At 45.2% G+C, this 24,690-nt stretch carries 21 protein-coding genes and 2 pseudogenes; 7 read left to right on the top strand and 16 right to left on the bottom strand.

The annotated features are described in order from the left end of the window. Positions 1-19: 19 nt before the first annotated feature. From def to C400_RS0100135, 6 genes and pseudogenes are all read right to left on the bottom strand, one after another. The gene (def, locus tag C400_RS0100110; RefSeq protein ID WP_016820341.1) at positions 20-601 is read right to left on the bottom strand and encodes a peptide deformylase; all 582 of its coding nucleotides are present in this window, start codon (positions 599-601) and stop codon (positions 20-22) included. A gap of 303 nt (positions 602-904) precedes the next feature. After that, entirely contained in the window at positions 905-1,879 is a 975-nt protein-coding gene (locus C400_RS0100115) for a polysaccharide pyruvyl transferase family protein (protein ID WP_016820342.1), read from the bottom strand. Continuing rightward, positions 1,854-3,233, bottom strand: coding sequence for a lipopolysaccharide biosynthesis protein (locus C400_RS0100120; protein WP_013373123.1), 1,380 nt, complete (start codon positions 3,231-3,233; stop codon positions 1,854-1,856). The genes C400_RS0100115 and C400_RS0100120 overlap by 26 nt, the downstream gene beginning before the upstream one ends. Positions 3,234-3,306: 73 nt before the next feature. Next, positions 3,307-4,261, bottom strand: a pseudogene (locus C400_RS0100125) (glycosyltransferase family 2 protein). A 39-nt stretch (positions 4,262-4,300) separates the two neighbouring features. Further along, the gene (locus C400_RS0100130; protein ID WP_017425545.1) at positions 4,301-5,242 is read right to left on the bottom strand and encodes a glycosyltransferase family 2 protein; all 942 of its coding nucleotides are present in this window, start codon (positions 5,240-5,242) and stop codon (positions 4,301-4,303) included. A gap of 204 nt (positions 5,243-5,446) precedes the next feature. After that, positions 5,447-6,247: a DUF1836 domain-containing protein gene (locus C400_RS0100135; RefSeq protein WP_017425546.1), complete on the bottom strand. Its 801-nt coding sequence runs from the start codon at positions 6,245-6,247 to the stop codon at positions 5,447-5,449. A 224-nt stretch (positions 6,248-6,471) separates the two neighbouring features. Between C400_RS0100135 and C400_RS0100140 the strand changes: the two genes are divergently transcribed. Both C400_RS0100140 and bacA read left to right on the top strand, forming a co-directional pair. Next, positions 6,472-7,836, top strand: a complete 1,365-nt coding sequence (locus C400_RS0100140) for a hemolysin family protein (RefSeq protein WP_017425547.1) — start codon at positions 6,472-6,474, stop codon at positions 7,834-7,836. A gap of 127 nt (positions 7,837-7,963) precedes the next feature. Further along, the gene (bacA, locus tag C400_RS0100145; RefSeq protein ID WP_017425548.1) at positions 7,964-8,761 is read left to right on the top strand and encodes an undecaprenyl-diphosphate phosphatase; all 798 of its coding nucleotides are present in this window, start codon (positions 7,964-7,966) and stop codon (positions 8,759-8,761) included. 125 nt (positions 8,762-8,886) lie between these two features. Here bacA and C400_RS0100150 read toward each other — a convergent pair whose 3' ends face one another. The 7 genes from C400_RS0100150 to C400_RS0100180 all read right to left on the bottom strand — a co-directional run bounded on the left by C400_RS0100150 (position 8,887) and on the right by C400_RS0100180 (position 14,856). Then, complete coding sequence (locus C400_RS0100150) at positions 8,887-9,213, bottom strand: thioredoxin family protein (RefSeq protein ID WP_017425549.1); 327 nt, start codon at positions 9,211-9,213, stop codon at positions 8,887-8,889. 157 nt (positions 9,214-9,370) lie between these two features. Next, a complete protein-coding gene (locus C400_RS0100155; protein ID WP_017425550.1) occupies positions 9,371-10,282 on the bottom strand; it encodes an aldo/keto reductase in 912 nt (303 codons plus the stop codon). A 158-nt stretch (positions 10,283-10,440) separates the two neighbouring features. After that, a complete protein-coding gene (locus C400_RS0100160; RefSeq protein WP_017425551.1) occupies positions 10,441-11,184 on the bottom strand; it encodes an alpha/beta hydrolase in 744 nt (247 codons plus the stop codon). 33 nt (positions 11,185-11,217) lie between these two features. Further along, positions 11,218-12,198, bottom strand: coding sequence for a siderophore ABC transporter substrate-binding protein (locus tag C400_RS0100165; RefSeq protein ID WP_017425552.1), 981 nt, complete (start codon positions 12,196-12,198; stop codon positions 11,218-11,220). 12 nt (positions 12,199-12,210) lie between these two features. Further along, the gene (locus tag C400_RS0100170; protein ID WP_013373133.1) at positions 12,211-12,969 is read right to left on the bottom strand and encodes an iron ABC transporter ATP-binding protein; all 759 of its coding nucleotides are present in this window, start codon (positions 12,967-12,969) and stop codon (positions 12,211-12,213) included. Further along, entirely contained in the window at positions 12,963-13,913 is a 951-nt protein-coding gene (locus C400_RS0100175; protein WP_017425553.1) for an iron chelate uptake ABC transporter family permease subunit, read from the bottom strand. The genes C400_RS0100170 and C400_RS0100175 overlap by 7 nt, the downstream gene beginning before the upstream one ends. After that, positions 13,903-14,856, bottom strand: coding sequence for an ABC transporter permease (locus C400_RS0100180; protein WP_017425554.1), 954 nt, complete (start codon positions 14,854-14,856; stop codon positions 13,903-13,905). The genes C400_RS0100175 and C400_RS0100180 overlap by 11 nt, the downstream gene beginning before the upstream one ends. Positions 14,857-15,181: 325 nt before the next feature. Here C400_RS0100180 and C400_RS0100185 point away from each other — a divergent pair, with 325 nt between their 5' ends. The 4 genes from C400_RS0100185 (at position 15,182) to C400_RS0100200 (ending at position 20,105) form a co-directional block, all read left to right on the top strand. Beyond that, on the top strand, positions 15,182-15,859 hold the full coding sequence (locus C400_RS0100185; RefSeq protein ID WP_017425555.1) for a response regulator transcription factor: 678 nt from the start codon (positions 15,182-15,184) through the stop codon (positions 15,857-15,859). Continuing rightward, positions 15,860-16,777 carry a sensor histidine kinase gene (locus tag C400_RS0100190; protein WP_017425556.1) on the top strand — a complete coding sequence of 306 codons (918 nt, stop codon included), beginning with the start codon at positions 15,860-15,862 and terminating at the stop codon, positions 16,775-16,777. A gap of 107 nt (positions 16,778-16,884) precedes the next feature. Further along, positions 16,885-17,562: an ABC transporter ATP-binding protein gene (locus C400_RS0100195; protein WP_017425557.1), complete on the top strand. Its 678-nt coding sequence runs from the start codon at positions 16,885-16,887 to the stop codon at positions 17,560-17,562. Further along, positions 17,559-20,105 carry an ABC transporter permease gene (locus C400_RS0100200; RefSeq protein WP_017425558.1) on the top strand — a complete coding sequence of 849 codons (2,547 nt, stop codon included), beginning with the start codon at positions 17,559-17,561 and terminating at the stop codon, positions 20,103-20,105. The genes C400_RS0100195 and C400_RS0100200 overlap by 4 nt, the downstream gene beginning before the upstream one ends. 99 nt (positions 20,106-20,204) lie before the next feature. Here the strand turns inward: C400_RS0100200 and C400_RS26070 are convergent. After that, positions 20,205-20,486, bottom strand: a pseudogene (locus C400_RS26070) (GNAT family N-acetyltransferase); the annotation flags it as partial. Between the two features lie 315 nt (positions 20,487-20,801). On the opposite strand from C400_RS26070, the gene C400_RS0100210 reads away from it, so the two are divergent. Then, positions 20,802-21,776, top strand: coding sequence for a ring-cleaving dioxygenase (locus tag C400_RS0100210; protein WP_017425560.1), 975 nt, complete (start codon positions 20,802-20,804; stop codon positions 21,774-21,776). A 161-nt stretch (positions 21,777-21,937) separates the two neighbouring features. Here C400_RS0100210 and C400_RS0100215 read toward each other — a convergent pair whose 3' ends face one another. Together C400_RS0100215 and thiD are read right to left on the bottom strand one after the other, a co-directional pair. Then, positions 21,938-23,635: a M3 family oligoendopeptidase gene (locus C400_RS0100215; RefSeq protein ID WP_017425561.1), complete on the bottom strand. Its 1,698-nt coding sequence runs from the start codon at positions 23,633-23,635 to the stop codon at positions 21,938-21,940. Between the two features lie 238 nt (positions 23,636-23,873). Next, the gene (gene thiD, locus C400_RS0100220) at positions 23,874-24,683 is read right to left on the bottom strand and encodes a bifunctional hydroxymethylpyrimidine kinase/phosphomethylpyrimidine kinase (RefSeq protein ID WP_017425562.1); all 810 of its coding nucleotides are present in this window, start codon (positions 24,681-24,683) and stop codon (positions 23,874-23,876) included. Positions 24,684-24,690: the final 7 nt, after the last annotated feature.

Here is a 24,690-nt window from a genome sequence, read left to right on the forward strand (position 1 = left end):
ACACTTTACGGATCACGAACTATTTACGTACAAAAGGTTCGATATGCACTCCCTGTGGCAGCTTATACGGATCTTCCGGGTTGATACGGTCATAGAACATAATGCCATCCAGATGGTCCATTTCATGCTGTACGACAATCGCTGCATAACCCTTAAACGTTAACAGTTCCTGAGTTCCGTCCGGTAAATTGGCCTTGATGCGAATCTTCTCGTAACGTGGTACATATCCGGGTATGTACCGATCTACAGACAAGCATCCCTCACCCTGTTCCAAGTAAATCATGGATGTAGAATGGCTGACCAGCTTCGGATTAAACAGGCCATATTCTACCGTTTTGTCTCCATCTTCATAATAAATAGCACACATTCTTTTATTCAACCCAACCTGGTTGGCGGATAGCCCTACACCCGGGCGCAGCTCATAGCGGGTGGCCAGCTCTTCATTTTGGCTATTTTTCAGGTAATCCAGCATCCATTGCATCTGTTGAAGATCCTCTTCAGACAGCGGCAGACATACCGGATCAACCTTTGTGCGCAAAATCGGTTCCCCTTCACGCACGATATCCTTCGTGAGAAGCATGTCCATCGATTGATTGCTCATTCGTCAGCCTCGATTCATTTAAATAAATATTACGATCATGTGATGTACAGCAAAAGCTGGAGAATTCCCCGCTTTTCTGCAAGTTTTATCCCATAAATTATATCTATTCATGAAATGAATTGTCAAAATAGAGCGGTATGGGAGAGAGAAGCCATGATGCGCCCTCTCTATATAAAGCCATTAAATATTCACTGCCTTAATTGTTTATCTAATTAAATTATACTTATGTTCTTATAGCACTGAACCAAAAACCTCCTAAACCAATGAAGTGTTCAGGAGGTCTTTAAATAGTTTTTCTTACGATTAAGACGGCTGTTCTAATGCTTCGGGTGTATCGCTGAACAGCTTCGCCTTTGGATTCGGCTGTGTCCAGGTATTATAATATTGCGAATTCTTGCCGTAGGAATTGTCGATGACCACATGCGGCATATCAAGCAGGCAGGCCAGAATGTGACCGTGTAGCCGTGAAGTGCGAACCTCGCGGTAAGAACTGAACAGCGTAACCGCCTTGTTCATGAGATGGTCGGTGTACTTGTACCAGAATGTACGGGTAGGCAACGGTCCGCCCATTTTCTTATTCAGTCGGTAAAACTTTTGGAAATAGACAATCCCCTTCACTTCCAGCGGAGTGAATAAAGTATCCCAGTCCAGACGGTGTGAGGCATCAGCCTCGTCATCGAATTTCTTTTGTCCTCCTACCGTTTCAATATCTGTACGCAGGAAGTACAATACGTCCTTCACCGTTTCCGTAGTCGGCTTCAATGGCCACAGCTGGTGCGCCATATCAGGACATAATGTGATACTGCACTGGTTTAGTTTATCCTTAGCCCACTGATAAGAGCGTGTATCCCGCACAAACATATGTAGATCCGGGTGAGCATTAAACAGGGCAGCCACCTCATTAGCCTTCTGTTCAGACTGGAAGTGGATCGTCTGCGGCATGATTACAATTCGGTGGTTAGGGAAATCACGAACGATGCGTTCCCGCAAATTTTGGTGATTTGAATATAGATCGCCAAAGTTGCCACCGCCGTGGCATACGATAATCCAGTCGCCCGGAATATGAAGCTGATCGGGAATATCCATGGCGCTATAACGGGCACGGACACGAATGCCATTATCCTTAAAGAACGCTTCGGTGCCTTTCATGATCAGTACGTCCCCACCGTTATTATAGACGGGATAATCGACATAAATAATGTTCGAACCTTGAGGGACTACGTCGAGAATGACGCTCAGCTTATTTTTCAGTTTAGCCATGGGATGCGAATTCGGCATCTTTCAGTTCTCCCTTCCTGCGCTTCTTTTGTATAGTCTGCAAGACAAATGTAATATCACTTTTATCAAAAATGATCCGGGATAGCGGAACATTGAAAAACATTGGGAACGAGAACAGCGAGAACGCCAACCGTACACAAGCACCTACAAGCAAAGCAATAGCAATGCCGTCCAGACCGAAGATCGGTGTACAAATAAAAAACAGACCGACGGTGATCGCATAGGCCACAATTTGCCGGAACAATACCAGTCCCGGACGACCGAGTGCGTTAAAAGCCGAAGCCAGAATCCATGAGCCACCACCGATAATACATTCCAGTGATAGCAGGTAGAACGTTAGCGATGCTTCCAGAAAAGCGGGCCCGTACAGCAAACCCAGCATGTATCGACCAATAAAGAGAGCTGGTACAATGACGATGAGCATCGCAGCCATGGAGATGCGAAAAGCACGACCCACCGTTTCGACAATTTTGCTGTGTTCCATCCCTGTCACTTTCGGGAAGGTTACATTAGTGACGGCATTTTGCACCACATTGAACACACGGGACAAGGCGTAGACAACAGAGTACAGACCGAACGCTTTGGGTGACAGCAGCGCCACAATGACGATTTTGTCCGTTTGTGTGGACAGCGTTCCCATCAACTCCATCCCATACACCCGCGCTCCATAGCTATAATAAGGGCGCAGCACTTGGCGGCTGGTCAACGGACGAAATGCGCGTAGGTTCATATGCTTGCGCAATCGGAGGAACGCCCACATGAGCGCAAGGAAACTCGCGGCAAAATTCACTGCCCCCGCCAGTTGCACATTGAGTAAGCCCATCAGCCACAGGGTCACTAGACCGATGAAATTCAGTAACGGATAGTAAAACAGCAGGCCGTTATATACGCTAAACCGATCCAGTCCTTGCGATAATGCCGTCGTAAGTGCTGTAAGCACCGCTAACGGTACTGCTGCCGCACAATAAATCTGCGACAGTTGGATAATGTCTGCACCATAGCCATTCAGCCACAGCGGCATACATATCCAGGCCACCGCTCCTGCCAACAGACTGGCAGGCAACTGAATCCAGAGCGACAACGCCAGCAGTTCTTCCGTCGTGCCTGTTTTCTTCTTGAGGTTATAAATTAACGAGGTTGGCAAGCCGAAGCTCAATACACTGCCGATCAGCGTAGGCCAGAACAGAACAGCCGCCAGTTCACCTTTCCCCTCTACTCCGAGCATACGTGCGGTCAGGATGGAAGTCAGGGTCGTGACGATTAGCACAAAAAAATTGTTAAAGCTCGTGCGCATGATCGTTTTGGCGAGACTGTCACCCGTGAATACTTTCCTTGCTGCTGTCCATGTGCTCATGTTACGTCCAACTCCTGTTCCTTATTAAGCCTCTCGTCTCTATGCTCACATCGCGTCTTTTGACGCACCTCCATCAGCCTACCGTTTTTTTTGAATTGCGTTCAGACAACTGTCCTCCGCTAACAGGCTCCTTCGTACTTGAGAAAATCTCTTTCAGTGCTCTTCTATAGCCTTGAATGGCTTTATGATTTTTTTTTGGGTCTCTCCCTTAAAATCTGATACAACGTCGTCCAATATAGTGCTGCATAACCGATCGGCCCAGATCCCTCGTCACGTAGTAGATGAATATGATTCATCACCCGCATATAAGTAACCTGTTCCATATTGTCGCGCGAGGACGGCGATTCATGGTGAAGCAGCGTAAGGGCCGGATTAATATACAATGGACCGCTTTTCATGGCGATACGGGAAAGTAATAAATCCTCGCCGACGCTATAGCTTTGCAACCAAGGTACCGGCTCCAGACTTAGAATCGCATCACGGCGAAATGACATATTACAACCATGAAAAAACTGGGTCTTAAACGTCTTCTTGGCCTTATGCCAGTTGTACATCGAGCCGGACTGACCGCTGAGGGACAATCTCCCTTTGGACAAAGATTGCTGGAACGAAAGCAAGCAGCGAATTGTACCCATGAAGCTGTTACTCATTCCCTGTGCTATGCCGCCAACACCAGCTGCCTGCGGATACGCCTCATAGGTGCGCATCAACTCATTCAAGTAGTTGCTCGGCAGCTCAACATCATCGTCAAGGAACAAAATGATGTCACCTTGCGCAAGCTCCACCGTCTTTACACGTGATAACCATAGTCCGGGCTGCTCCTTACGATGATATCGGTAGGCAATTCCCGCTCTGCTCAACTGATGCTCATAACGTTCCAGCACATGCTTTGGCAGTTTTCCGTCATCAATAATCCACAGCTCGGTTTCACATGCCTCTGGTGCTCCCCCCATGGCAATTGAATTGATGCATCGGGTCAGATCGTCAACCCGATTGCGGGTGCACAGAGCAATGGACAAGCTTAACATCATACTCCCCCTTTATCCTGTCAATGTGTATTAAGCAGATTACTGAACCGCCGGGCCTAAATATTCGTTATATTTTTGCTTACGCGGGTTCAGAATGAACAACACCCCCTGCTTGTATCCATCTGCTGCGTTAAAATTACGGCGCAGCGTTTCTTTGAGCATCAAGTAGGTTAAGGTCCATAAAAGAGCTCCATACTGGATAAATCCTGCCTTTTTCAGGGCAAGAAAATAATAGTGGTTAATCGCTGTGGCCTTGGCTACTTTGCCCGCCTTATCGCGCGAGCTTGGAGATTCATGATGGATGATCATTAAGTCGGGATTAATCACCAGTTTGCCGTAACGACTCGCTAACTGGCACATGTACAAATCGTCAGCCACCGCATAGCTGGTCATCCACGGATACGGCTTCATGTCCCGAAGCGCATCCCTCCGAAATGACATATTGCAGCCATGGAAAAATTCAGTGTCAAAAGTCTCGGTTGCTTCGCTCCAACGCAGCAAAGAACCTGCCAGACTACTGGGCGAGAGCTTGCCAAGGGAAGAAGACATCTGAAAAGTCAAAACGCCAAGCAGCTTTCCTGCCCGGCTTGAATGTAGTCCCTTTGCAATCCCTCCAACACCTACAATCGTGTCATCCTGTTCGTAGGTATCGAGCAAGCGCCGGATATAGAGTTTATCGTCCAGTTCGGCATCATCGTCAAAATACAGCACAATATCATACCGTACGAGAGACAAGGCCTCATAGCGGGATAACCAAACGCCGGGACGACTTTTTTTATAATATTTGAGAACACCTTGAGGCAATCCGGACACCATGTGACGGTACTGTTCAATCTGTTGGTCGGAAATATCGCCGTCATCAACAATCAGCAGTTCTACAGCTGTATGCTCCAATTGTTGCTGTGCAGCAATAGATTGTATACAGCGTGTCAGGTCTTCGATCCGGTTGCGGGTACAAATGATGATGGAGACATCGGACATGCCATTACCTCCTGTGTGTGTATCCAGATGCTTTGGAAGAGATATTCAAAGTTTTTCCAATTGCTGGATTATATATGTTTATTGTATCTTTGACAGCGTTTGAGTGTATATACCTCTTTTGTATACTTTTTCAGTCTCCAAAAGGGTAGACAATCCTCAAAAAAGAGCAAAAAAATAGGATCGGCTTCTTGCGCCAATCCTGATCTATCCTTGAAAATCCAGAAACAACGTGGCATTCACATACCGACGTGCCATCGACAAAAAATAACTATTTTGCACCGATACCGCTGCCACCAGCAAAGTATTACGCACTGCTTCACACTGGTTAGGGGTCAAATGCTGCAAACGACAAGTATATTGATCTGCGGCTTGTACCAGCAGTTCTTCTGTCGCAGCTTCCTGACGTTTCTGTCCTGTAGCAGAAATTCCGTTGTCTTTTGCATACCCTGCTCCTGCCACATCAAGCAGTTGGTCTCCGTTCGCATCCAGCTCTTCAAATAAAGTTGAATATGCAGCGTACAAATCGACCGGCTGAATCAGATCATCCGTATCATCTTCTGGCTGTTGGAACAGGATATAAAATAGCTGACGGATAGATTCAAAATCAAGACATGATTTTAAATCTTCCACGATGAGCAATATAGCAGCCTGGTTGACTGAGTATTTTTTGCCGATTTTCGGAGCGCCGAGGAACTCCTTGAAATCACGTTTGACCCAATTTTGCATAGAGGCCAGTGAGACATGGCTATATTCCACCAGTTGGCCTAAAGAAACGATCTCCTGCAGCGAAAAGGCTGCGCTGTGCTTGCCCTTGATGATTTTATCCAGCACAGGCGTCACTTCGGTATATAGAAATGTCGGCATGGTACTACCGGAACGGGCAAGATGGCTATGAGTGCGCCTCCAGGCGTCCTGAAGAACAGCCAAAGGCTGCAATTCGCTGCGGCCTTCCATGGCCAGCAATAAATGGGCCATATCACGGCGAGTGAGGGTAAAAGACTCCATCTGCTTTCCTCCCTTTATTGCATTTCAAGTTCATTAGAACTCATCATACGCCCTTAAACTAGGCTTGTAAAGTGAAGCAATGAGCCGTGCGGGTACTATTATGCCTTATTTTTCGTGTAAATTAGAGGTAGGTGACCTGCTACGATTCCATATGAACCTTGTATATTTTCTTTTAAGTTCTTAAAATAAGTTCAAGTGAACTCAAAATAGAGTTCCTTAAAAAATTGAATGAAAAAGGGATGAGTGAAAATTATATGGGTATAGGTGTCAGTCTATTTTTGTTTGCGGTGTTGATTTTATTTAGTGCTTTCTTCGTGGCTACCGAGTTTGCGATTATTAAAATCCGTTCCAGCCGGGTAGATCAGCTGGTGGTGGAGAACCGTAAAAACGCACTGGCGCTACAAAAAGTCGTCAATAATCTGGACGGCTACCTGTCTGCCTGTCAGCTTGGTATTACGATTACAGCGTTAGGACTCGGTTGGCTCGGTGAACCAACTGTAGTCAAACTGCTGGAGCCTCTCTTTCAACAGCTCAACATCAATGGGGAGTTTTCACATATCCTGGCCTTTATTATTTCATTTGTCATTGTAACTTACCTGCACGTGGTGATCGGCGAACTGGCTCCCAAAACATTGGCGATCCGCAAAGCGGAAGCTGTCAGCCTGTTAACCTCTCCAGTCATCGTGTGGTTTAACCGGATTATGTATCCGTTTATTTGGCTCCTTAACGGCTCGGCCAATCGCCTGGTTCGTCTGTTCGGTCTTCAACCGGCTACTGAGCATGAAGAAGCGCACTCTCAGGAAGAAATTCAGATCATTTTGTCCGAAAGCGTGGAAAGTGGTAAGATCAATAACACCGAATATGGCTACGTAAATCGTATCTTCGCTTTTGACGAGACCGTTGCCAAAGAAATTATGGTGCCACGTACAGATATGGTATGCTTGTTTACGAATCGCTCGCTCAAAGAAAACATGCAGACTATTCACGAAGAACAGTATACCCGTTTTCCGGTAGCGACAGACAGCAAGGATCAGATCATTGGTATGATTAATACCAAGCAGCTATTCCTTGAGTATGATCGCAATCCCGAGCTTGTTTTCGATAGCCTGATTCAACCGATCTTGACCGTTCCGGAAGTTATTCCCGTCAACACGCTGTTGAAACGTATGCAGAAGGAGCAGGTTCATATCGCTCTCCTGGTCGATGAATATGGTGGAACCTCTGGTCTGATTACCATTGAGGACATTCTGGAGGAGATTGTTGGCGAAATTCGGGATGAATTTGATAAGGATGAACGGAAGGAAATCGAAAAACTGACGGAGAACAGTTATTTGATGGATGGTAAAGTGATGCTTTCCGATCTGAGTGATCTGACGGGCTTGACATTGGACGATGAAGACGTGGATACTGTCGGAGGGTGGGTGTATAGCCGGGTTCCGGAACCGAGACAGGGCAAGGAATTCATAGAAGATGATGTGAAATTTATCATTCGTGAAATGGGTAAAAATCGTATTCGTCGGGTGGAAATTATTTTACACCACAAATCCCCGATCTCGGAAATGGAGTCGGACACTTCTTCCCAGGAGTGAACTTTGTGATCTGGGCGACCAGCATACTGCACTTGGCACTTGCGTTCACTCCTACTGAAATGACATATTTTTAGGGCAAACGACTCAGGTTGTTTGCCCTACATGCGTGTAAGGAGGAGCTAGTAAATTGGATATTTTATCATCTATTATTATGGGTATTATTGAAGGGCTGACAGAGTTTTTGCCGGTCTCTTCGACGGGTCACATGATCCTTACGGCTGATCTTCTAGGGTTGAACACCGAGAATGATACGGTCAAAACATTTGAGGTTATCGTACAATTAGGTGCTGTGATGGCGGTCGTTGTATTATACTGGCGCAGATTCCTCAGCCTGTTTGATTTCAGACGCAAAATCTCATCCCAGCCACGTCTAAACCTGTTACATATTATTTTAGCCATGATCCCTGCGGGAGTAATTGGTGTACTGTTCCGTGATGTGATCAAGCAATACTTGTTTGGTCCTGAAACGGTTTTGTACAGTTTGGTCATCGGGGGCTTGCTCATGATCGCGGCTGAAAAATTCCATCCGCCTATTAGATCACATACGTTGGATGAGATCACGTACAAACAAGCATTTACCATCGGTGTGTTCCAAGTCCTAGCTCTGTGGCCAGGCTTCTCTCGTTCAGGCTCAACTATGTCTGGGGGCCTATTCGCACGTGTAAGCCATACGGCAGCCGCAGAATTTACATTCCTCGTATCTGTTCCGGTCATGCTGGGTGCATCGGGGATTGATATGATTAAAAGTATGGATCATCTGTCTATGAGTGATTTCCCGGTGTTCGCAGCCGGCTTTATTACTGCCTTTATCGTCGGGATGCTGGCAATCAAAACGTTCCTCGGTCTGCTCAAGCGCTTGAGCTTGACTACGTTTGCCATCTATCGTTTCGTGTTGGCGGCTGTGTTCTTTTTCATTATTTTGTAATCATTGTTTGGTATCCTATAACCAAAAAGGGATATCCAAGTGGCCTTAAGGTCAGCCTTGGATATCCCTTTTGCTATTTTGCGGGCTTGGGTAGATCGTCCTGATCTACCTACCATGCGTACTGATTACTGTTTGGATTCCAGCGTAGTCAGGTATTCCGAAACTTGAGCTGGCGTTTTGGCGTATTTGCTGTGCAAATGAGCAATTTTCTCGCCATTACGGAACACGAGCAGGCTCGGAATGCCGCGTACTTGATTTTCTTCAGCAATCGGCTGAAACTTCTCGGCATCAAGCGCAAAGAAACGCTTATCCGCGTTCTCCTTCATAATGCCGTCCATAAATTTATCCAGCGTCTTGCAATCTGGACACCAGCTTGTATCAAATTTCACGACGGTTAGACCGTCACCGCTAATTAAATCCTGATATTGTTGCTCAGATTCAATACGTTCCATTCGTTGTTCCCTCCTAGAGTGAATTGATAATATCTTCACATTCACATATGAATGATAAATCAGGCTTATTCCTATATTGTAATGATTCTTTTATATATTGCAACTGGGATGAGTACATGTTCGAGCGTATACTTCACTTATACTATTGTGGCTCGGATCAGCGGTATTGCGCATCATAACGATTGGCTCGGCTGATATGCTGTAGCGTCTCTCGCTCGTACTCAGTTAGCGGCCCAATGTCGGCAGCGGAAATATTATGCTCCAATTGCCCCAAAGAGCTTGCACCCGGGATCACAGCCGCGACAGCCGGATGAGACAGGCTATAACGGATCGCTGTCTGCTCCATACTACGGTCCGCCCCTGCAAATGCTTTTAATTGCTTACGCACGTCCAGCAGCTCTGCTTCTTCGTAGTCTAGGTATCCCTTTGCTGCCTTTTCTTCCCCCTTGTCGGCCAATACGCCGCTCGCGACGGGTCCACGTGCAATCACACTAATTCCCCGCTCCTGAAGCAAAGACAGTACTTCTTCCTCTGCACGCCGGTCCAGTAAACTATACTGATTCATAACACTAACGATATTCGAGCGTTCCACATATTCACGGATGACATGCGGGCGAATGGAGGAAATACCATAGTAACGGATGACACCTTCCTGCTGTAGTTGCTCGAAAGCCTCAATGGTTTCATCGATCGGATCGTCAATCGTCCCTCCGTGCAACTGATACAGATCGATATAGTCCGTTCCCAGGCGGCGCAGACTTTCTTTCACGGCTGACAGGATATATTTCTTCGACGGGTCCCATCCCCAGCCCTCCTGCCCCGGTATACGCCGATTGCCGACCTTGGTCGCCAGGATGACATCCTGGCGCCGTCCACGGATGGCTGCCCCCACAATTTCTTCATTGCGTCCATGCTGGTACAAATCGGCCGTATCCAACAGATTTACGCCCCTGTCTAACGCTTCATGGATCAAGTAAACAGCTTGCTGCTCCTCCGTACCGACCGACATACATCCCAAGCCAATCTCACCTACCAGCAAATCCGAAGCCCCCAGGCGGTTTTTTTTCATCGTTGTCTCCCCTCACTTCAATGACGTATAACTTTAAATTTTTAACATTTCTCTATTATACGAAAAATACATGCAAAAAAAACAACCCCAAAGACATAGAGACCCCACGCTCTCCAATCCTTTGAAGTTGTTGTATGAAATTCGTATTCCCTTAGAAGCTATCCGAACAGCCATTGAATGGCCTTAGGAAACTGACGCTGAAAACAATCTACACGATGCACCGCATCTTGATCAAGCTCAAGCAGCACATCTTTTGTGTCAAGTCCCTGTGCCAGGAGCACCTCGTGTGCCTGAAGGGTCAGCGGAACCATGTCTTTTTGTACATTCGTCTTCCCTTCCCCTTCACGGGTCCCAACAGATATATATACCCGGTGTGTCCCAGCCATTACAGTGGCAAATGATGCAGATTGCATATAATCGATCATACCGGGAAACCAATATGAGCCCGAGATCGAACCAATGCGTCCAAATATATGCTTATACGGGAAGGCGGCATACATGGAAATCAGTCCGCCCAACGAAGCACCGATCAGCCCCGTATGCTTCAGCCCAGTTTGCACTGGATATTTTGCCTCGACATATGGCATTACTTTTGTAACCACAAACGCCAGATAGGCATCTCCGCCACCGCCAAAAGCAGGTCTTCCCTCTACTAAAGCAGCTGCCTTCCAAGGCGTATAATCGTCCAGCCGATTCACGGGCTGAATGCCCACCAGTATCACACGGGGCAGCTCTCCCGTAGAAAAACCTCTTTCCAGTTCATCCAACCCGCTTAGAAATAAAGAGCTGCCATCCTGCACATACAGCACAGGATACAGCTCATTATGATTCACAGATACGGGAGGTGTATAGATGTGTAGAAGATACCCATCTAATGAAATTTCATCTACATGACCTTTCATCTTACGCAGTCCCCCATGATGTGGATGTATACATTACAGTGCAGCATCTATTTCCTTGATCATTTCAGATACGGATTCCAGACCATTACCTGACAGGTACCAGTAGTTAGGATCAAGGTATACAATATGTCCATTTTTATATGCATTGGTTTTCTTCACCAGTTCATTCTCAATGGTTTGTTTACCTGTAACCTGTTCCTTGCCTTCCTCGACCACCACAGCCCCACGGTCAACGACAAAAATATAATCTGGATTTTTTTGCTGTACATATTCAAACGAAACCTTTTGGCCATGCGTCGATACTTTAATATCAGGATCTACAGGAGTTACGCCAAAAGCATCATGAATGATACCGAAGCGGGATTGTGAGCCATATGCGCTCAGGCTTCCTTCGTTCGTCAGTACGATCAAGCCTTTAGCCTTGCTCGCTACCGCCTTATCATGTACAGCCTTAATGGAGCTATCAATCGCAGCCAGTTCCTGTTTGGCAGCATCCTCTTTATCGAAGATTTGACCCAAGGTTTCAACGTTTTTCTTAAAGGAATTGATATAATCCTTGGTGTCTACAGCCATCGAAATAGTCGGTGCAATTTTGCTCAACTCTTTATATGCATCAGCTTGTCTGCCGCCGATAATGATCAGTTCAGGAGAGAGATCACTGATTTTCTCATAATCCGGCTCAAACAGCGTACCCGCACTTGCATATTTGGAATCTTTATATTTGCTCAAATACGTAGGAAGATCCTGCTGCGCTACCGCTGCAACGTCTACTCCTAGCTTATCCAACGTATCTAATGAACCAAAATCAAAAACAACAACATTTTTCGGATTGACTTTGACTTGGACTGGATTCTCATCGAGTGCGTGTTTGACCGAGACGGTTTTGGATTCCGTTGTTGCAGTCGATGAGCCATCGCCAGTCGCTTCTTGTGTTGCCGGAGCCACTTTGCCACAGGCCGATACGATCAGTACCAGTGCAAGCATTAGCGTTAAAAACATCAAATTTTTCTTCATTCTACATTCCTCCTAAGTGAAGTACACACAAATTTTATGATCACCGATCTGTTGAATCGGAATATCCATATCGTACAAATCTTTTAATACCTGACTATCTATCATCTCGTCAGCCGTTCCTTGTTTTAGCAATCTGCCATTCTTCATCCCGACAATATGGTCCGAATAACAGGAAGCAAAGTTAATATCGTGAAGCACCACCAGAATCGTTTTGCCCAGATCATCCACTAAATTGCGTAGCGTCTTCATAATCTGAACCGAATGCTTCATATCCAAATTGTTCAGCGGCTCATCCAGCAGGATGTATTCCGTGTCCTGTGCCAAAATCATAGCAATAAAAGCTCGTTGCCGCTGTCCTCCACTGAGCAAATCAATATGCTTGTCCTTCATATCCTCCAATCCCATGTAAGCCATAGACTGCTCCACCATTTTGCGATCCTCGCTGTTCAATCTGCCCTTGGAATACGGAAAACGGCCGAAGCTGACCAGCTCCTTTACGGTTAAGCGGATGTTGACATCATTGGTCTGTTTTAAAATGGATATCTTCCGGGCTAGCTCCTCACTTTTCGTCAGGCTCACGGCCTGCCCGTCAATCAGGATTTCTCCCTCATCACTGTCAGTTAGGCGACTAATCATCGACAACAAGGTGCTTTTTCCAGCGCCGTTAGGTCCAATAAAGGAGGTAATGGTGCCTTTAGGTATAGTGACAGATACCTGCTCCACCACATTTTTATTCCCGTAGCGTTTGGTTACGTTTTTGACTTCTACCATGATTTATTTTCCCGCAGCAAAAGGTACAGGAAGTACACCCCCCCGATAAAGTTAATAATGACGCTGACTGTTGTCGACAAGTCGAATACTCTCTCTGCCAGCAGTTGGCATCCTGCCAATGCGATGACACTAACACAGATGGAGGCCGGAATTATATAACGGTGCTGATACGTCTTCATCACCTGATAAGCCACATTGGCCACAATTAATCCGAGAAATGTGATCGGTCCAACAAGTGCCGTAGATATGGAGATGAGAATCGCTACAATAATCAGCAATCTTTTGATGATATAACTGTAAGGAAGCCCTAAATTAATCGCATGCTCCCGTCCGAGCGACAGCACGTCCAGGTACTTAATGAATCTCCATGCATAAGCAAATACGAGCACGAGCACGAATACAGAAAGCCATAACAGTTCGGTGTTTACATTACTAAAGCTGGCAAAGCTCTTGTCCTGAATTTTCGCAAATTCGTTCGGATCAATCAGCACCTCCATAAAGGTAGACAGGCTGTTGAACAATGTACCAAACACCAGACCGATCAGCAGAAGTACATAAATCCCCCGTCCATCCTTGCGGAAAATTAACTTGTATAGTAAACCTGCGAACAGCACCATCATCCCCACCGACAGCAAAAAGTTTAATTCTTTGCTGGTCGAAATCAGCGGTACAGAACCAAATGCAAAAATTATTGTCGTCTGAATCAGCATATACAGTGAATCCAGCCCGATAATACCCGGGGTCAAAATCTTGTTATTCGTGACCGTCTGGAAAATAACAGTTGCAAAAGCAATGGAGCCACCGGTCAGAATGAAGGCTGCGACCTTTTTCAATCGTCGTGGCAGCGCGTAATGCCAGGTGTGCGGAAGATCTATAAACACAAAAGCAGCAATCAACACAAGCGCGGCAGCGGCTAATATTCCGATTTTTAATTTAGGATTCATAAGCCCTTCTCCTCAGCAGCAAATACAAGAACAACGCGCTCCCGATTACACCAACCGTAAGCCCTACAGAAATCTCATATGGGTAAATGATCACCCGTCCCAAAATATCGCAAAACAGCACAAAAACGGCACCCAAGATCGCTGTATGTGCCAGGCTTTTTTTCAGATTATCCCCCATGTACATACTGACCAGATTGGGTACAACCAGTCCCAAAAAGGGAATCGTCCCGACGGTTAAGATAACAACAGAGGACACCAAAGCCACGATCACCAAACCAACATTGACAGTGCGCTTGTAATGTACGCCCAAATTAGCTGCAAAATCCTCACCCATGCCTGCAATTGTAAAACGATTCGCATATATGTACGCCAACGCGACCAAAGGAACACTGAGATACAGCATTTCGTAGCGACCACTCATAATGAGAGAAAAATCCCCCTGCATCCACGAAGAAATGCCCTGAATCAGATTGTATTTGTAAGCAAAAAAAGTCGTCACCGAATTTAAAATGCCTCCAAACATCAAACCGACAAGCGGGATAAATACCGGATCCTTAAAACGGATTTTATCCAGTATCTTCATGAAAACCAGGGTTCCCCCTAGAGCAAATCCAAAAGCCGTCAGCATCTTCGTCCAAAATCCTGCCGCTCCAAACACCATAATAGCCATCAGCACACCTAATCGTGCCGCATCCATCGTGCCTGCGGTGGTAGGCGAAACAAACCGATTCCGGGTAAGCTGCTGCATGATGAGCCCGCAGATACTCATACTGGCCCCTGCGATAATGATGCTGACCAAACGTGGAAATCTGCTAATCAGGAGCACCTGCGCTTGATCGTTGGATAAGTGGAACAAATCAAGTGGAGTTACATCATGCACACCGATAAACACCGAGGCGAAGGCCATTACGATAAAAGCCAGTATTAAATAGCGCAATTTCATTTTTAACTAAGGGAGCCTGTCCAATAACCTGTACCAAGCTTCGGCCCTGTCCTCCCCTCCAATAATGATAATCATTATCAAAACAACTAGGATAAATTATATCAGTGATATTGTATCTGTCAAATTTTTTTGCAATGAATAAGCCATGTCAAAAAAGGTGTTAGCAAAACCTGAATAGTCTGAAGAGTGAATGAGCGAATAAGAGCAATATCCTGTAAAATAGGGATGGAAGATTTAGGATTACCCGTTTCTCATTTTTACTGTAAGCAGTTCTTGGAATTCGAGATTCATTAACTTGATGAATTAAAAAAATAGGAGGAGAATGATGAATCACATATTAATTGTCGAGGATGATATCGCCTTGAGTAACGGTATTGTTCTTGCCCTCAAAGAACCTAACAACGTATTTGTGCAAACGTATGACATAGCTGCTGCAAAAGAGCAATTGAACGTCACTGCCTTTGACCTGGTGATTCTTGATGTAAACTTGCCGGATGGGAATGGACTTGACCTTTTAACCCATATACGAAAAAAAACAATGATACCCGTCATCGTTCTGACTGCAAATGATATGGAAACAGATATTGTCACTGGTCTTGAGCTGGGTGCTGACGACTACATCACCAAGCCTTTCAGTCTGATGGTACTGAGAGCAAGGGTTGGTGTTCAGCTTAAAAGAGCTGGGTATCCACTTTCCGATTCCTTTCAGCTTGATGGTTTTTCTTTTTCTTTCAACAAAATGGAATTTATTAAGAATGATACACTCATTGAATTAAGTAAAACGGAGCAAAAATTGTTGCGCATCCTAATCAACAATCGAGGAAATACCGTTTCGCGTGATCATTTGGTAGACAGCATCTGGACAGATGGCGCTGAGTATGTAGGCGAAAATGCGTTGTCAGTCACCATAAAAAGGCTACGTGACAAGCTGGAGGATCATCCTTCCTCTCCTCTGTACATTAAGACTGTGTACGGTATCGGCTACACTTGGGCGGTGAAATGAATGACGATGCTGGATTATGCGTGTTTTGGAATTGCTATTACTGCTTTTTTCATTGCCGGCCTTACCATCCTTCTCTATCGTAAGAACGTACATAAAACAATGAAAACTATGGATCATATGATTGAAGCTGCAATTAGTGGCGAGTTTTCAGAGCGCGTTTTTGACGAATCCGTCTTATCAGCAGTAGAGGCCAAGCTTGCGCAATTTCTTTCCATTTGCTCCGTTTCCTCGAAAAATTTATTGGCAGAAAAAAATAAAATAAACGAGCTTATTTCTGACATCTCGCATCAAACGAAAACACCTATTGCTAACATCCTCCTCTACTCACAACTGCTTAGTGAATATGATTTGCCACCAGAAGGTTCCACTTGTGTAAAAGCTTTATCCACACAAGCCGAAAAGCTTCATTTCCTGATCCATTCCTTAGTAAAAACATCACGGCTTGAAACAGGGATTATCAAATTGTCGTCAAGGCAGGAGTCAGTTCAAAGGCTACTAACTACTGCACTGGAGCAAATTATGCCGAAGGCAAACGCTAAAGGGATTTCGATTACTATGGAGAGTAAAGAAATTCAGGCTTCTTTTGATTTAAAATGGACGGTTGAGGCAATCTATAATATTTTGGATAACGCCGTCAAATATACAGAAATGAGCGGGAATATATTTATTAGAGTGAGTGCTTATGATTTATTCTGCCGGATTGATATTACTGATAATGGCATTGGGATTGCAGAAGAAGAACACAGCAAGATTTTCAAGCGTTTCTATCGGTCACAAACTGTAATCTCGCAAGAAGGTGTCGGGATTGGACTATTTTTAGCAAGAGAAATTGTTTCAGCTGGGGGCGGATACATCAAACTATGGTCACGCCGCGGCAGTGGTTCCACCTTCTCGATTTTTCTCCCCATAGACAAGTAATTCTTACAACACTGTTAGATTTCAGAAAGATTGTAGAAAGATTCATATGGTAAAGTCTGTATTGCGAAGTATGGTGATACAGACTATTTTTCATGGAGGAGAAATGAATGACTCTGTTAAAAACTCAGGAGTTGAAGAAGTATTATGGTAACGGGGATACTGCTGTTCATGCCCTAGATGGGGTGAACCTGGAGGTGGAAAGCGGAGAATTTGTGGCCATTGTCGGTACGTCCGGGAGCGGCAAATCTACCCTTCTCCATATGCTGGGTGGACTCGATCGTCCGACAAGTGGAAACGTTACGATTGACGGTAAAGATATTTTCACATTAAAAGATGAAGAATTGACTATATTTCGCAGACGGAAAATTGGCTTCGTATTTCAAAATTACAACCTAGTGCCTGTTTTAAATGTCTACGAAAATATTGTGCTTCCTATTGAACTGGATGGTAAAGAACCGGACAAAACCCACATAGATAAAATTGTACATACCTTGGGCCTTGACCATAAGCTGAATAATCTGCCCAACCATCTTTCAGGAGGCCAGCAGCAGCGTGTAGCCATTGCCAGAGCACTGGCAGCCAAACCCGCCATTGTCCTGGCAGATGAACCCACTGGAAACCTGGATAGTAAAACCAGTCTGGATGTGATGGGGCTCATCAAAGTATCCAGTCAACAGTTCCAACAAACGATGGTGATGATTACGCACAACGAGGAAATTGCCCAAATGGCAGACCGGATTATTCGGATTGAGGACGGTAAAATGGTCGGTGGTGAAGGCAAATGATTCAGGTTAGAAATAAAAAAACGATCCGCAATCTGGCAGATAAGAGCTTCAAAGTAAACAAAGCCCGTAACCTCTTTGCCATTGTTGCCATAGCGCTCACTTCATTGTTATTTACGACGTTGTACACCTTGGGGCTTGGTGCTATGGAAAACTTACAGCGGGCAACTATGCGACAGTCCGGTGGAGATGGACATGCCGTACTCAAATATATAACGGATGATGAATTTAATCATGTCAAGGATCATCCATTGATCAAGGAAATAGCTTATAACCGTATATTAAGCGACAGAGTTATAAACGACAAATTCCTAAAACGCCATACGGAATTCTGGTATTACGATGATGTAGGGTTGAAGCTCGGTTTAATTGAACTTAATGCGGGGCACAGGCCTGTGGCGAAAAACGAAGTAATTGCAGACTCCAAGACGTTACAGCTATTGGGGGTTCCACTGGAGGTTGGAGCACCTTTGAGGCTAAAACTTGACTTGCGAGGTAAAGAAGTACAGCGTGATTTTATCCTCTCCGGCTGGTGGAAAAGTGATCCTGTGGTTAACGTAGGGCAAATATGCGCTTCTAAAGCCTATGTCGATGCTCATGCCAAGGAATTACAAAGCAACTATAAAAAGGATCACTTCCATACAGGAACCATTAGTGCATATATGATGTTCGACAACAGTTTTGATTTGCAAGGAAAGCTCAATAAAGTGATTACCGAAAGCGGTTATTCACTTGACGAAGATGCACCGAACTATATCGCAAATAATGTAAATTGGGCATACATCTCGACTAATTTTAGTTTAGATACAGAGACCATCATAGCGTTAACTTCTGCCCTGTTACTGATCATGTTTACCGGTTATTTGATTATATATAATATTTTCCAAATATCAGTGATGCGAGATATCCGTTTTTACGGTCTTTTAAAGACGATTGGTACAAGCCGCAAACAGATACGCCGGATTATTCGTAGACAAGCACTGATTCTATCAGCGCTAGGAATCCCGATCGGATTGATAGCAGGTTTTTTTATTGGTAAATCACTCGTGCCTTTTATCATAAATATGAGTGTATATAACGGTACTGAGGTATCGGTATCCCCCAACCCATGGATTTTTATAGGATCGGCTTTGTTCGCCTTCATTACCGTAATGATCAGCACTTTCAAGCCAGGCAGAGTTGCCTCGTTCGTATCGCCGGTAGAAGCAGTCAGATACACAGGTGGGATAAGCAAGAGCAATGGCAGGCTGAAAAAATCAACCGGAGGTGCAAAAATCCACCTCATGGCTCGTTCCAATTTGGGGCGTAATAAAAAACGCACCGTTCTAGTGGTTATTAGTCTTTCTTTAAGCTTGGTCCTTCTGAACACTGCATTCACACTATCTCGGAGCTTTGATATGGATAAATTTTTAGCCAAATTTAATGATACCGATTTTCTCATTGCCCATGCTGAATATTTCCAGATTCCCACCAGTTTTAGTGGGCAAGAAAATGGGACCACCGAAAGTTTTATTAAGGCTGTACAGGCACAACCAGGCTTCGAAGAAGGCGGTCGATTGTACGGTGACCCAACAGCTTTCACGGCCGAGAATACAAAGGGAATCACGGATGATACCCAGAACACTGACGCTCGCGGCAACTTCCTTGTAGACGTGTATGGGCTGGAAGATTTACCCTTCCATCGGCTGCAATTGATTGATGGCGAGCTTGATTTTAAGAAACTAGCTTCCGGTAAGTATATCCTGGAGGGAGTCGAACTGAACGATAACGACAAGCCTTACATGGAAAGCATTCATCATAAAGTGGGCGAAACCGTTACTTTGCATAGTTATGTGAGAACAGTAGATGAGGCTCCATTGGGTAGAGAGTATATAACGCAAACGTTTACAGTGCTTGGCCATGTGGGCATTAGATCTACCAATTCGAATCGCATTTACACTGGTTATAACCTCTACCTTCCGGCAGAAATATACAAATCACTTGTAAAAGAGCCTGCTGTGATGAGCTACGCCTTTAATGTATCCTCAAATCAAGAAACATCTATGCAGAGCTTTTTGAAGCGCTACACTGAAGCAATCGAACCGATGATGAACTACGAATCCAAAATTACATCAAGGGACGCTTTATCAGGTATGCAAACCACTGTTGAGTTGATCGGTGGCACGCTTAGCTTGATTATTGGCCTCATAGGTATCCTGAACTTTGTAAATGCGATTTTAACCAGCATACTGACCCGGCGCAATGAATTTGCTATGTTGCAGAGCATAGGCATGACTAAACGGCAATTGCGGGGAATGCTGATTTATGAAGGACTGTATTATGTTTGCGCCACCAGCCTAACTTCTATTCTATTGGCAGTCTTATTTTCTATTTTGATTGTAAAACCGTTTTGCAGCTTGCTATGGCTTTTAAGCTATCACTTTATACTTTGGCCACTTCTAGTCTTGTTGCCTTTACTGTTCTTGCTTGGGATACTGATACCAGTAGCAGTCTATTCTATGAATAACAAACAAAGTATTGTGGAGCGACTTCGAGAATCAGAGTAGTTGCACCTAAAAATAAGCAAGCAAAATACCCATGAGCGTCAAAAAGATGACTCCTGATCACATTCAGAGGTCATCTTTTTATGCCTAGAAAGGTCTTTTTCACAGAACATGACGACTCCACTCTTCCCGTAAAAGCCCCATTCGGATCGAATCATAATACTTTCCATTATAATATCTGCATTTGCGTAGTCTGCCTTCCAGCGTCATGCCCAGCTTCTCTCCAACCTTCATCATCCGCTGGTTTCCTGACCAGGTTGTAAAACCTACTCTTACTAAAGGCAATGTATTAAACAAATGCGTGATCCACAATCTAAGTGCTCTCGTACCATAGCCACCGCTCCAATACCCCGAATCATAGATAGCTATTCCCATTTCAAGCCATTGGGTTCTTGTTCTGTAACAGGCCTAATCGTTAAATCCCTATCCGTATACATCGCGCACACCCCTTTAAATCATAAAATGCTCATTTCTATGTTAGGTTATATGATCCCTTATTGTATCTGCTTTTGCATTATTTCGAATTCAATTTTTGTCCATCAAGAAACTGTATTGTAGCAAGATCGCAATTCATGTTGACAAACAATCAAAAATAATATATCTTAATATCAAGATAATAAATATAAAGAAAAGTTTACGACGACGGTTTATTTTACTTTGAAAAACCTAATCATATAAAAACCAAGGAGGGCAAATAACATGAAACTGTTAGGATTGCATCACGTTTCGGCGATTACAGCAGCAGCGGCTAAAAATGTTGATTTTTATACTCAGGTATTAGGACTTCGGCTGATCAAGAAAACGGTGAACCAGGACGATGTTAGTGTGTATCACCTCTTTTACGGAGATGAGCGCGGAACCGCGGGTACGGAAGTCACTTTCTTTGAAATTCCACATGCTGGACAAACGCGTACAGGCAATAACAGTATTTCGGCGCTCTCCCTACGGGTACCGAACGACAAGGCTCTGAATTATTGGAAAAACCGCTTCGAGCAGCTGGATGTGAAGCATGGCGAAATTATAGATCAAGCAGGACGCTTGGCGCTTTCGTTCGAGGATTTTGAAGGACAACGCTTCTTCCTCGTTTCAGATGAGCATGATCACGGAATGCGCGGCGGCACGCCTTGGGAGAAGAGCCCTGTCCCTGCGGAATACGGCATCGTTGGACTTGGTCCGGTTCATCTGACCATTCCCAAAGCGGAGAATACCGTTCTTATTCTTGAACAAGTGATGGGCTTCCGCAAAAAGGGCTCCTACCCTTCCCCTGTTGCCGGACAACCGGATGTGGTTATCTACGAAACAGGTGAAGGCGGTACAGGAACTGAAGTTCATCTGGAAGAGCGCAACGATCTGCCACAAGAGCGACCAGGACGCGGCAGTGTGCATCACGTCGCTTTCCGTGTTGAAACCGAGGAAGAGCTCAAACAGTGGGTAGACCGTATTGGGCAGCTGCAAATTTCCAACTCTGGTTTTGTAGATCGCTTTTATTTCCGTTCCTTGTACTTCCGTGAGCCAAATGGCATTCTGTTTGAATTGGCTACCGATGGACCTGGCTTTGACACCGACGAGGAATTAGAGTTTCTGGGTGAATCGCTGGCATTGCCTCCATTCTTGGAGCCGCGCCGCGCATCGATTGAAGCCAATCTCAAGCCGCTCAACACCAAACATGAATAAAGTTATATTGGCTCTAAAATGACACAAAGCCGGGACTTCTACATCATGTAGAGGTTCCCGGCTTTTTTCGTGTAATTGCTCTGTTTTCATTTTTAAAAAAGCATCTCATCTACAAGCTTTCCAGCTTTGAGAGGCAAGCGAAATGCCCTTTTTGGCTGTACTTACAGCTTTTTATCATCCACCCTGTTCAGCCATGCTTCAATTTCTCCGATCACAGAGGCGATGCAGCCATCTTGGAACGGCGAAATCAGTCCAGCCAGCTCAACTAATCCGGTAAAGGATCGGCTTCCTCCGGCACGACACAGCTTCAAATAATCTTCCCACGCTGCCGCTCGGTCTTCACCCATACGCTTCCAGAACTGGAATGCACATAATTGTGCCAGCGTATAGTCAATATAATAAAACGGAGATTGAAAAATATGTCCCTGCTTGTGCCAGAATCCGCCCTTTTCGAGGTACTCGTTGCCTTCATAATCCAGATGCGGTTTATACTTGCGTTCAATGGAACGCCATGCACTTTTACGTTCAGCCGGGGTCCAGTCTGGATGTTCATATACGGCATGCTGGAATTCGTCTACGGCTACACCGTAAGGCACGAACAGCAGCGCTGAAGATAGGTGTTCAAAGTGATATTTGTCCGTGTCTTCCTCAAAGAACAGCTTCATCCAAGGCCATGCGAAAAACTCCATACTCATCGAATGGATTTCAGCCGCCTCCATGGTTGGCCAGTGGTACTCGGGAATTTCAAAATGCCGGCTTTCATAGACCTGGAAGGCATGACCTGCCTCATGTGTCAATACGTCGATATCACCGGATGTCCCATTGAAATTGGAGAAAATAAATGGCGTGCCATATTCGCTCAAAAATGTACAGTAGCCTCCGCTTTGCTTACCCTTTTTGCTGATTAAATCCATCAGTCCACGTTCAACCATAAAACTGAAAAATTCATGTGTTTCCGGTGAAAGCTCCTCATACATACGTGCTCCATTACGAAGAATCCAGTCCGGATCGCCTTTTGGCGTAGGATTGCCTGACAAGAAGTTGAAGCCCTCGTCGTAATAGCGAAGCTGATCTACTCCGATCCGCTCGCGTTGGCGCTCTTTCAGCTTGGTTGCCAGAGGAACGATGTGCTTCAGTACCTGCTCGCGGAAATTGGCTACCATCTCTGCATTGTAATCTGTACGTCCCAAGCGGGCATAGCCCAATTCTACGAAATTGTTATAGCCCAGCTTGTGTGCCATGCGCGTACGTACCTTCACCAATTCATCATAAATCCGGTCCAGCTCTTCCTCATGCTCACTCATAAATTGATATTTGGCCTCGGAGGCCTGTTTGCGTGTCTCGCGATTGGTTGCCATTTCAAAAGGCAGGAGCTGAGACAATGTGCGTTCTTCCCCCTCGAACGGGATCTTCGCTGAGGCAATCAATTGAGCATATTCCGAGGTCAGCTTATTTTCCTGCTGCAAATCCTCAATAATATCCGGGTGGAACGACTTGAGCGCTACCTCGGCAATACTGAAAAGCTGGCTGCCCCATTGGCTATCCAACTCGGCTCTAAATGGAGAATCCACCAATGCTCGGTAGTAATCGGTTACATACTCCTGAATAACCGGCATGAAATCATCAGCGTACTCTTGCTCCGCTTTGTAAAAGGCATCCTCCGTATCAATGGAGTGCCGAACTTCCACCAATTGCAATTGCGTTTCCACATTACTGCGCAGCTTGTTAATCGCATGAATAACTTCATTTTGACGTTCTACACTGTCCGCTTCACGAAACTGCTGCAACAGCGTTTTAAACCGCTGTTCAATTTCAGGTTGTTCTGGCCGGCTGTAAGCCATTTCGCTGAATAATGTCATTGCTTCATTTCCCCCTTTAATGTAATAAATCTGATGCCTATTATACAGTACGATTAGACCAAACTGGAAGCTGAAATACCAAAATAATACAACCTCAAAAGCCGCAATACCATGTATTGCGGCTTTTGAGCCTAGGCTAACTCCATATATCATAGATGTCGTTATCTAAAGTAACCTCAATATATATACAGTCTGGTGGAGATTTATAAGTCTCCTTCATATGGCAGCCCTTCATGCTTTATTGATTTTGCAAACGATGTGCCACATGCAGGGTCGGACCGACAAATTCATTTAACTTGAAGCCACCTTCAATGGCCTGTGTAATGAATTTCTTGGCCTGATCCACAGCTTCACGCACAGTCAGACCTTGTGCCAAACCAGCCGTTACTGCGGCCGAAGTGGTACAGCCTGCACCGTGGGTAAAGTTGGTTTGTACAACATCCGCTTCAAACCAGTCAAAAGTGATTCCGTCATACAGCAGATCCATTGCTTTACCTGCACGAACTTTGCCACGGTCCTTGATCAGTACATGCTTAGCACCACGCTCGTGGATAATAGCAGCCGCTTCCTGCATCTGCTCCAATGTCGTGATCGGTCCATTCTTCGCCAGCTGCGAAGCCTCGAACAAGTTCGGTGTTACCAGGTCAGCGCCAGGAATCAACAATTCCAGCATGGCCTCTGTATTTTCCGGTTGAAGCACTTCATCCGTGCCTTTGCAGACCATAACCGGGTCAATCACAATCCGTTTCAGATCATGCTTTTTCAAGTAGCTGGCCACCAGTTCGATGATATCTACGGAACCCAGCATACCGGTCTTCATTGCATCAAAACCGATACCTTCCAATACAGTACGCAACTGCGCCTCAACCACGTCCAACGCAACAGGATATACAAGATGGTTCCAGGTTTTAGGTTCCATCGCAACTACGGTAGTCAATACAGTCATGCCATATACGCCAAGCTCCTGGAAGGTTTTCAGGTCCGCCTGAATACCTGCTCCGCCGCTTGTGTCGGAGCCGGCTATCGTTAGTGTTTTGGGAATCGTCATTAGTACA

It is taken from the genome of Paenibacillus sp. ICGEB2008, from assembly GCF_000307675.1.
Taxonomy (GTDB): Bacteria; Bacillota; Bacilli; order Paenibacillales; family Paenibacillaceae; genus Paenibacillus; species Paenibacillus polymyxa.

What these genes read in the sequence shown, in the direction of transcription:
- def (WP_016820341.1), bottom strand. Translation starts at nt 601, where the DNA reads ATGAGCAATCAATCGATGGACATGCTTCTCACGAAGGATATCGTGCGT.
- C400_RS0100115 (WP_016820342.1), bottom strand. Translation starts at nt 1,879, where the DNA reads ATGCCGAATTCGCATCCCATGGCTAAACTGAAAAATAAGCTGAGCGTC.
- C400_RS0100120 (WP_013373123.1), bottom strand. Translation starts at nt 3,233, where the DNA reads ATGAGCACATGGACAGCAGCAAGGAAAGTATTCACGGGTGACAGTCTC.
- C400_RS0100130 (WP_017425545.1), bottom strand. Translation starts at nt 5,242, where the DNA reads ATGTCCGATGTCTCCATCATCATTTGTACCCGCAACCGGATCGAAGAC.
- C400_RS0100135 (WP_017425546.1), bottom strand. Translation starts at nt 6,247, where the DNA reads ATGGAGTCTTTTACCCTCACTCGCCGTGATATGGCCCATTTATTGCTG.
- C400_RS0100150 (WP_017425549.1), bottom strand. Translation starts at nt 9,213, where the DNA reads ATGGAACGTATTGAATCTGAGCAACAATATCAGGATTTAATTAGCGGT.
- C400_RS0100155 (WP_017425550.1), bottom strand. Translation starts at nt 10,282, where the DNA reads ATGAAAAAAAACCGCCTGGGGGCTTCGGATTTGCTGGTAGGTGAGATT.
- C400_RS0100160 (WP_017425551.1), bottom strand. Translation starts at nt 11,184, where the DNA reads ATGAAAGGTCATGTAGATGAAATTTCATTAGATGGGTATCTTCTACAC.
- C400_RS0100165 (WP_017425552.1), bottom strand. Translation starts at nt 12,198, where the DNA reads ATGAAGAAAAATTTGATGTTTTTAACGCTAATGCTTGCACTGGTACTG.
- C400_RS0100170 (WP_013373133.1), bottom strand. Translation starts at nt 12,969, where the DNA reads ATGGTAGAAGTCAAAAACGTAACCAAACGCTACGGGAATAAAAATGTG.
- C400_RS0100175 (WP_017425553.1), bottom strand. Translation starts at nt 13,913, where the DNA reads ATGAATCCTAAATTAAAAATCGGAATATTAGCCGCTGCCGCGCTTGTG.
- C400_RS0100180 (WP_017425554.1), bottom strand. Translation starts at nt 14,856, where the DNA reads ATGAAATTGCGCTATTTAATACTGGCTTTTATCGTAATGGCCTTCGCC.
- C400_RS0100185 (WP_017425555.1), top strand. Translation starts at nt 15,182, where the DNA reads ATGAATCACATATTAATTGTCGAGGATGATATCGCCTTGAGTAACGGT.
- C400_RS0100190 (WP_017425556.1), top strand. Translation starts at nt 15,860, where the DNA reads ATGACGATGCTGGATTATGCGTGTTTTGGAATTGCTATTACTGCTTTT.
- C400_RS0100195 (WP_017425557.1), top strand. Translation starts at nt 16,885, where the DNA reads ATGACTCTGTTAAAAACTCAGGAGTTGAAGAAGTATTATGGTAACGGG.
- C400_RS0100200 (WP_017425558.1), top strand. Translation starts at nt 17,559, where the DNA reads ATGATTCAGGTTAGAAATAAAAAAACGATCCGCAATCTGGCAGATAAG.
- C400_RS0100210 (WP_017425560.1), top strand. Translation starts at nt 20,802, where the DNA reads ATGAAACTGTTAGGATTGCATCACGTTTCGGCGATTACAGCAGCAGCG.
- C400_RS0100215 (WP_017425561.1), bottom strand. Translation starts at nt 23,635, where the DNA reads ATGACATTATTCAGCGAAATGGCTTACAGCCGGCCAGAACAACCTGAA.
- thiD (WP_017425562.1), bottom strand. Translation starts at nt 24,683, where the DNA reads ATGACGATTCCCAAAACACTAACGATAGCCGGCTCCGACACAAGCGGC.